7 protein-coding genes are annotated in these 8,376 nt (G+C 74.7%); 5 read left to right on the plus strand and 2 right to left on the minus strand.

The genetic code is table 11. The features are described 5' to 3' along the window. Positions 1-44: 44 nt before the first annotated feature. Positions 45-2,669 (minus strand): cation-transporting P-type ATPase, encoded by a 2,625-nt coding sequence (locus ABZ809_RS30730; RefSeq protein ID WP_357566128.1) that lies wholly within the window; start codon positions 2,667-2,669, stop codon positions 45-47. A 250-nt stretch (positions 2,670-2,919) separates the two neighbouring features. Between ABZ809_RS30730 and ABZ809_RS30735 the strand changes: the two genes are divergently transcribed. The 4 genes from ABZ809_RS30735 to ABZ809_RS30750 all read left to right on the plus strand — a co-directional run bounded on the left by ABZ809_RS30735 (position 2,920) and on the right by ABZ809_RS30750 (position 6,158). Then, positions 2,920-3,396, plus strand: coding sequence for a cyclic nucleotide-binding domain-containing protein (locus ABZ809_RS30735; protein WP_357566129.1), 477 nt, complete (start codon positions 2,920-2,922; stop codon positions 3,394-3,396). 136 nt (positions 3,397-3,532) lie between these two features. Further along, a complete protein-coding gene (locus ABZ809_RS30740) occupies positions 3,533-4,036 on the plus strand; it encodes a GNAT family N-acetyltransferase (RefSeq protein ID WP_357566130.1) in 504 nt (167 codons plus the stop codon). A 27-nt stretch (positions 4,037-4,063) separates the two neighbouring features. Next, positions 4,064-4,708, plus strand: a complete 645-nt coding sequence (locus ABZ809_RS30745) for a hypothetical protein (protein ID WP_357566131.1) — start codon at positions 4,064-4,066, stop codon at positions 4,706-4,708. Between the two features lie 130 nt (positions 4,709-4,838). Next, the gene (locus tag ABZ809_RS30750; protein WP_357566132.1) at positions 4,839-6,158 is read left to right on the plus strand and encodes a hemolysin family protein; all 1,320 of its coding nucleotides are present in this window, start codon (positions 4,839-4,841) and stop codon (positions 6,156-6,158) included. An 11-nt stretch (positions 6,159-6,169) separates the two neighbouring features. On the opposite strand, the gene ABZ809_RS30755 is transcribed toward ABZ809_RS30750, so the two are convergent. Then, positions 6,170-6,574: a PaaI family thioesterase gene (locus tag ABZ809_RS30755; protein WP_357566135.1), complete on the minus strand. Its 405-nt coding sequence runs from the start codon at positions 6,572-6,574 to the stop codon at positions 6,170-6,172. A gap of 83 nt (positions 6,575-6,657) precedes the next feature. Between ABZ809_RS30755 and tyrS the strand changes: the two genes are divergently transcribed. Further along, the gene (gene tyrS / locus ABZ809_RS30760) at positions 6,658-7,944 is read left to right on the plus strand and encodes a tyrosine--tRNA ligase (RefSeq protein WP_357566136.1); all 1,287 of its coding nucleotides are present in this window, start codon (positions 6,658-6,660) and stop codon (positions 7,942-7,944) included. Positions 7,945-8,376 lie beyond the last annotated feature (432 nt).

Consider the following 8,376-nt stretch of genomic DNA (forward strand, 5'->3'; position numbering starts at 1 on the left):
CGTGGTTCCTCCTTCGTCCACCTTCATCCTGCTCAGCCCGCACGCTACCGGTCAGGGGCGGTCGTCCCGGCCGGGACGGGACCAAGGTCCCGTCCCGCGCCGGGGGTGCCGCCGCCGGCCGGGCGGCGGACCAACCGCAGCACCAGCGCGGGCAGCACGCTGACGGCGGCGCAGGCCAGCAGCTCCACCGCGCCGAGCGGCTCCGTGCCGAGCAGCTCCCGCAGCGGGGCCAGCAGCACCCCGGCGACCTGGAGCAGCGCGGAGACCGCCACCGCGACGGGCAGCGCCAGGTTGCCCCGCCGCGCCCCGGCCGGTCGCGGTGCGCGGACCGCGAGCGCCACCCCGAGCTGGGCCAGGCCGAGCGTCGCGAAGACCACCGACTGCCAGGGGCGGTCCCAGTGCGCGGCGAGTACGCCGGCCCCCAGCACCACGGCGGCGATCAGGGCGCCGGTGACCAGCACGTCCCGGCCCAGGCCGGCGCCGAGCACCGACTCGGACGGGGACCGGGGCGCCCGGCGCAGGGTGCCCGGCTCCGCCGGCTCCGCGCCCAGCGCCACCCCCGGCACCCCGTGGGTCAGCAGGTTGACCCAGAGGATCTGCGCCGGCAGCAGCGGCACGGCCAGCCCGAACAGCGGGCCGAGCAGCATCACCGCGATCTCGGCGACCCCACCGGCGAGCGCGTAGCGCAGGAACCGGCGGATGTTGTCGTAGATGCGGCGGCCCTCGCCGATCGCCGTGGCGACCGTGGACAGGTCGTCGTCGACAAGCACCAGGTCGGCCGCCTGCCGGGCGACCTCCGTGCCGCCGCCCATCGCCACCCCGATGTCGGCCCGACGCAACGCCGGGGCGTCGTTCACCCCGTCGCCGGTCATCGCCACGACGTGCCCCCGGGACTGCAACCCGGCGATGATGTCGAGCTTCTGTTCCGGCTGGGTCCGCGCGAACACCCGCGCCCGCGGGTGCGCCTGCGCCGGGTCGCCGTCGTCCCCGCGTACCACCGGGTCGCCCTCGCGCCAGAGCCCCAGCTGGCCGCCGATCGCCGCGGCGGTCGCGGGGTGGTCGCCCGTGATCAGCACCAGCCGGACCCCGGCGTCGTCGAAGCTGCCCGCGATGTCGGCCGCGCCGGCACGCAGCGGGTCGCCGACGGCGACCAGCCCGGCCGGCCGCAGCCCGGTCGGCCGGGCGAGGTCGTCCGGCGGCGAGTCCACCACGTCGGACGCGACCGCGAGCACCCGGAGCCCCTCGGCGGCCAGCCGGTGCGCGGCGGCGCTCAGCTCGGCGATCTCCTCGACGGACGCCTCGACCAGCGGCGCGGTCAGCACGTTCTCCGGCGCGCCCTTGCAGACCACCAGGTACCGCCGGTCGCAGGAGCGGTGCACCGTGGTCATCCGGCGCAGGTCCTGGTCGAAGGGGTGCTCGGCGACCCGCGGCCACGCGACGCGGGTGTGCTCCGGGTCCAGGCCGCAGCGGGCGGCGAAGGCCACCAGCGCGGCCTCCAGCGGGTCGCCGACGGCGGTCCACTCCGGCCGTTCGTCGGTGGGCGGCGCCAGCGTCGCGTCGTTGCAGAGCAGCCCGGCCCGCGCCAGGCGGCGCAGGTCGTCCGGTACGGCCACCGTGGCGCCCCCGTGCCGCACGGCGCCCTGCGGCGCGTAGCCGGTGCCCGTGACGCCGTAGCGGGAGCCGTCGGGGGTGACGGCGTGCTGCACCGCCATCCGCCCCTCGGTGAGCGTGCCGGTCTTGTCGGAGGCGATGACGGTGACGGAGCCGAGCGTCTCGACCGCGTGCAGCCGGCGGGGAATGGCCCGGGCCCCGGCCATCCGGCGCGCACCGAGGGCCAGGGCGAGGGTGACGACCGCCGGCAGCGACTCGGGCACCGCCGCCACCACGAGGCTCACCGCGGTGACGGCCATGTCGACCACCGGCCGCCCGCCGACCACGCCGATGACGAAGACCAGCCCGGAGAGCACCACCGCGGCGAAGCCGAGGATCCGGCCGAGCCCCGCCAGGCGGCGCTGCAACGGGGTGGCGGCCGGCCGGGTGGACGCCACCAGGGCGGTGATCCGGCCCAGCGCGCTCGCGTCGCCCGTCCGCACCACCGTGCCCGTGGCCCGCCCGGTGGTCACCACGGTCCCCGCGCTCGCCTCCTCCCCGGCGGCACGGGTCACCGGCACCGACTCGCCCGTCAGCGCCGACTCGTCGACGCTCAGCCGGGCGGACTCGGCGAGCACCAGGTCGGCGGGGACCACGTCGCCGGCCTCGACCCGCACCAGGTCGCCACGGACGAGCTCGGCGGCCGGCAGTACGACGTCCCGGCCGTCCCGGACGACCCGGGCGGTGGGCGCGGCCAGCTGGTCCAGCGCGGCGATCGCCCGGTCGGCGCGTAGCTCCTGCACCACGCCGATGGCGGTGTTCACCAGCACCACCAGCACGATCACCGCCGTGTCCGGGTAGTCACCCAGCACCGTGGTGACCACGGCGGCGGCCAGCAGCAGCGCCACCAGCGGGTCGGTGAGCTGGTGCAGGACCCGGCCGCCCAGGCGCCGGCGGGGCGGCGCGACCGCCGCGTTCGGTCCGTCGGCCCGCAGCCGGGCGGCGGCCTCCGCCGAGCTGAGGCCGCCCTCCGCCGGGTCGAGCCTGGCCACCGGCCTGGTCGAGGTGTCAGCGGGCACCGGTACGCCCCCACGCGCGCCGTCCTGCGGACCGTTCCACGTCGCTCTCCGCCCTGCCGTGGCGCCGTCGCGGCGCACCGTCCCGGATTCCACCCTCGTCCCGTCGGGGGCGTACCCGCCAGGGCAGTTCGCCCGGGCGACCCGGGACCAACGGCCCTGCCGGCGTCGGCCGCCACCCGGTGGGATGGGCCCGGGACGATCCGTCGCAGGCACCCGGTCATCCCGGAGCCGCCCGACGAAAGGCAACCGCATGACCACCCTGGACGTGCTCCGCGCGCACCCGTTCCTCGCCGGGCTGCCCGAGCCGTGGCTGCCCCGGTTGGCCGGCCACGCGCGGCCGGTGGTCTGGCATCCCGGGCACCGGCTGTTCCGGGCCGACCGGCCGGCCGAGCGCTTCTGGCTGGTCCGCACCGGTCGGGTGGCGCTCGACGTCGAAGTGCCCGGCCGGGGCGACGTGGAACTCGAGACCATCGGCCCGGGCGGGGTACTGGGCTGGTCGTGGTTGTTCCCGCCGTACCGCTGGCAGTTCGGGGCGGTGGCGGCGCAGCGCAGCACGGCGGTGGAGTTCACCGCGCAGGGGGTACGCCGGCTGATGGAGTCCGACGACGCACTCGGCCGGCAACTCACCACCCGCTTCATGAGCGTGGTGGTCGACCGGCTGCACGCGGCCCGGGGCCGGCTGTTCGACCTGTACGGCTACCCGGTGGGCGCGCAGCCCTTCGGCTGACCCGCTCGCGTACCGCTCGTCCCATCCGGTCACCGTCCGCCCGCGCCGGCCACCCCGGCCCCGGAACCGCCGCACCCGAGACGCGCCGGTGTCGCGGCGGCCCGGGATGTCGGTGCCCGGCCCTATCCTCGGGGCCGTGACCGCCGACCTGCGCCTGCGCCCCGTGCGCGACGCCGACCTGCCCTACTTCTTCGCCAACGAGCAGGACGCGGAGGCCAACTGGATGGCCGCCTTCGGCCCGGAGGACCCTGCCGACCGGGCACGGTTCGACGCCCACTGGCGTCGCGTCCGTGCCGACGAGCGGATCGTCGCCCGCACCGCGGTCGTCGACGACGAGGTCGTGGGCCACGTGGTCGCCTTCCCCGTCGGCGAGCGCACCGAGGTCAGCTACTGGATCGACCCGCGACGCTGGGGGCGGGGCCACGCCACCGCCGCGCTCGCCGCGCTGCTCCGCGAGCTGCCGCAGCGGCCCGTGCACGCCCGCGCCGCCAAGGACAACCGGGCCTCGCTCGCCGTGCTCCGCAAGTGCGGCTTCGTCGTCGTCGGGGAGGACAGGGGGTACGCCCACGGCCGCGGCGCCGAGGTGGAGGAGTGGGTCCTGGAGTTCGCCGACGCCGACGCCCGGCCGCCCGTCGGGTGAGCCGACCCGCGCGACTACTCTCGCGGGGTGAACTGGCTGGAACTGATCGGCTGGACCGGCTCCGCGCTGCTGGTCTGGTCGCTGCTGCAGACGCGCATCCTCCGGCTGCGCGCCCTGAACCTGATCGGCTGCCTGATCCTGATCGGCTACAACGCGGCCGTGCAGGTCTGGCCCATGGTCGGGCTGAACGTCGTGCTCGCCGTGATCAACGTCTGGTACCTGCGCGCGATGCTCGCCACCCGCCACGACGAGGCGACCTACCAGGTGGTCGAGGTCGGCGTCGACGACCAGTTCCTCGCCCACACGCTGCGCGTGCACGCCGCCGACATAGCCCGGTTCAATCCCGGCTTCCGCTGGCCGCCGGGCACCTCCGCCGAGCGGTCCGCGTTCCTGGTCGTCCGCGCCGACGAGGTGGTCGGCGTGGTGCTGTCGCACGCCGCGGCGGACGGCGTGGCGCAGGTCGACCTCGACTACGTCACCCGGCGGTTCCGGGACTTCACCCCGGGCGAGTTCGTCTACCGGCGCAGCAGCCTGTTCACCGACCGGGGCTTCCGCCGGGTGGTCACCCCGCCGGGCATGGTCGCCCCGTACTACCACCGGCTCGGCTTCCGCCCCGAGGGCCGCTCGTACGTCCTCGACCTGCCCACCCCGCCGGTGAGCGGGCGGGTCTGAGCACATCCCGCGCGGCGCGAGGATTCGCCGGGTGCCCCGGTGGGCACAGAGTGCCCTACGCCGGCCGGGCCTACGGCCGGCGGTGCCCGTCGTGGCGGCGGGCACCTGTCCCCCCTGAGGAGAGCCAGGCGTGCAGAGCATCTGGACCCAACTGGCCCTGGTCGGCGTCCTGGTCGTCCTCAACGCGATCTTCGCGGGCAGCGAGATGGCGTTGGTCTCGCTGCGGGACAGCCAGATCCAGCGGCTGGAACGCACCAGCCGCGCCGGCCGGGTGCTGGCCCGCCTCGCCAAGGACCCGAACCGCTTCCTGGCCACCATCCAGATCGGGATCACCCTCGCCGGGTTCCTGGCGTCGGCCGCGGCGGCGGTGTCGCTGGCCAAGCCCCTCGTACCGCTGCTCGGCGTGTTCGGCGGCGCCGCCGAGACCGTCGCCATCGTGGTGGTCACCCTGGCCCTGACCTTCGTCACCCTGGTCTTCGGCGAGCTGGCCCCGAAGCGGATCGCGATGCAGGCCGCCGAGCGGTGGGCGCTGGTGGTGGCCCGACCGCTCGACCTGCTGGCCTCCGTGACCCGGCCGGCCGTCTGGGCCCTCGGCGCCACCAGCGACCTGGTGGTACGCCTGGTCGGGCTGAACCCGAAGCACGAGCCCGACGAGATCGGCCCCGACGAGCTGCGGGAGATCGTCTCCGGCAACCACGGCTTCACCAAGGAGCAGCGGACCATCATCGCCGGCGCGGTGGAGATCGCCGACCGGCAGTTGCGGGCGGTCCTCGTACCCCGGTTGCAGGTCTTCACGCTCGACAGCGGCACCACGGCGGAGGCCGCGCGGCTGCTGCTGGCCGCCACCGGGCACTCCCGCGCGCCGGTGGTCCGGCACGGCGGCCTCGACGACGCGGTCGGGGTGATCCACCTGCGCGACCTGGTCGGCGTCCGCGACGACCGGCCCGTCGACGAGTGCGCCCGCCCGCCGATGCTGCTGCCGGAGTCGCTGCCGGTGGTGGACGCGTTGCGCCAGTTCAAGGCCGAGCGCCAGCACATCGCCCTGGTGGTCGACGAGCGGGGCGCGGTCGACGGGATCGTCACCCTGGAGGACATCCTGGAGGAGATCGTCGGGGAGATCTACGACGAGACCGACCGGGACGTGCGCTCCGTGCGCACCGAGCCGGACGGCGCCATGCTGCTGCCCGGCACCTTCCCCGTGCACGACCTCACCGACCTGGGCGTCGAGCTGCCCGGCCGCCCCGGCGGCGAGTACACCACCATCGCGGGCCTCGTGCTCGCCTGCCTCGGCCACATCCCCACCGTGGCGGGGGAGAGTGTCGTGGTGGACGGCTGGGAGCTGGAGGTGACCCGCATCGACCACCGCGCGATCGCCGGGGTCCGGCTGCGCCGACGGGCCACGCCGGTGCCCGACGACGCCGAGGCCGTGCTGGACCAGGCCCGGAGTTGAGCCCGGATCCGTCAGGGGTAGAGGTTCTGCAACCGCACCTGGCCCCGGGCCACGAGCCGGGCGTCCGCGTCGGTGATCTCCACCTGCCAGAGCTGCTGGCTGCGCCCCCGGTGCACGGGGGTGCCCACGGCGGTCAGCTCGCCGTCGCGCACCGCGCGGAGGAAGTCGGTCTGGTTCGACACGCCCACGACGCGCCCCTTCCCGCCCAGCCACAGCGACCCGCCGATGCTGGCGGCCGTCTCGACCACGGAGCAGTACACGCCGCCGTGCTGGATCCCGAACGGCTGGTGCAGCTCGGGACGGACCTGCCAGCGGATCACCACGCGGTCCTCGCCGACCTCGTCGAGCACGAGGCCGAGCAGGGCGACGAAGCCACCTGTCAGATCCGGCACGTCCACGGCGTTTTCCTCCTTGATCACGGCGTGGCCAGCCTACGCCGCCGTCCGGGCGGGCAAACCCGGTACGGTTCGCCCCGGGTCGTGGGGGAGAATCGGTGACCGTGACCGACAGCAGCCTCCCGCCGCCCGGGCGGGACTCCCTGACCGACGACCTGCGGTGGCGGGGCCTGATCCAGGACTCCACCGGCCTCGACGAGCTGCGTACGCTGCTCGACGGCGGTGCCGCCACCTACTATGTGGGCTTCGACCCGACCGCGCCGAGCCTGCACGTCGGCCACCTCGTGCAGGTCGCCACGGCCCGTCGGCTCCAGCTCGCCGGGCACCGGCCGCTGTTGCTCGTCGGCGGCGCCACCGGGCAGATCGGCGACCCGAAGGAGAGCGCCGAGCGGACCCTCAACCCACCCGAGGTGGTCGCCGGCTGGGTGGCCCGGATCCGCGACCAGCTCGCCCCCTTCGTATCCTACGAGGGCGAGAACGCCGCGCGGCTGGTCAACAACCTGGACTGGACCGGCGAGATGTCGGTGGTCGAGTTCCTCCGCGACGTCGGCAAGCACTTCCCGGTCAACAAGATGCTGGCCCGGGAGGTGGTCAGGGCGCGGCTGGAGACCGGCATCAGCTTCACCGAGTTCAGCTACCAGCTGCTCCAGGCCAACGACTTCTTCGAGCTGCACCGCCGGCACGGCTGCCAACTCCAGTTCGGCGGCTCGGACCAGTGGGGCAACATCACCGCCGGCGTCGACTACATCCGCCGCCGCGGCGCCGGCCCGGTGCAGGCGTTCACGACGCCGCTGGTGACGAAGGCCGACGGGACGAAGTTCGGCAAGACCGAGGGCGGGGCCATCTGGCTCGACCCCGAGATGACCAGCCCGTACGCGTTCTACCAGTTCTGGGTGAACGTGGACGACCGCGACGTGGGCCGCTACCTGCGGTTCTTCAGCTTCCGCTCCCGGGAGGAGCTGGAGGCGCTGGAGAAGGAGACCGCCGATCGGCCGGCGGCCCGGGCGGCGCAGCGGGCGCTCGCCGAGGAGTTGACCACGCTGGTGCACGGCGAGCGGGAGATGGCCCAGGTGGTCGCCGCGAGCCAGGCGCTGTTCGGGCGCGGCTCCCTGGACGAGCTCGCGCCGGCCACGCTGCGGGCCGCGCTGACCGAGGCCGGTCTCGTCCACGTCGACGAGTTGCCCGACGTCGCCGGGCTGCTGCGCGACTCCGGCCTGGTGCCGAGCCTCAAGGAGGCGCGCCGGGTGATCGCCGAGGGCGGCGCCTACGTGAACAACACCCGGATCACCGAGACCGACGCGACGGTGGACCCGGGGGCTCTGCTGCACGACCGGTACCTGGTGCTGCGCCGCGGCAAGCGGTCGTTCGCCGGGGTCGAGCTGCGCCGATAGCCGTACGGCACAAGGTGTGACCCGGGACGCCCCCGGCGGATTTGACGATCAATCCGTCGGGGGCGTAACTTTCTCTCTGCCAGCGCGGAACGGACGAACGGGGCGAAAGCACCGGAGGCCAGGCGCAGGATCGAGCTTCGAGGCCGAAGAGTTGCGTCTCTGCGGTGCTCGGACCGGGCGGTGCCCCGGATTCGCCGCGAGGCGGATTTGGCGAGGCGGAGCCGACCGGGTAAGGTTCACCGCCGGTAGGGAACCGGGCGAGCTTGCGGGAGGCCGCAGCGGCCGGCCTGCCGGAAGCCACGATCTTCAGACGGTGGAAGCCGCTGCGGGTCGGGGCGCCCGGAAATTGGTTGAAGTGGTGCGGATCGCTGTAGAGCGGTTTGACTCGGCGGATATCACCGGGTAACGTAGTAAAAGTGCTCGGCGCGGGAA

Source organism: Micromonospora sp. NPDC047074 (assembly GCF_040643815.1).
In the GTDB taxonomy this organism is placed as follows: domain Bacteria; phylum Actinomycetota; class Actinomycetes; order Mycobacteriales; family Micromonosporaceae; genus Micromonospora.

Bases quoted from the DNA above. Each gene is read 5' to 3' on its own strand.
- ABZ809_RS30735 (WP_357566129.1), top strand. From the start codon at position 2,920: ATGACCACCCTGGACGTGCTCCGCGCGCACCCGTTCCTCGCCGGGCTG.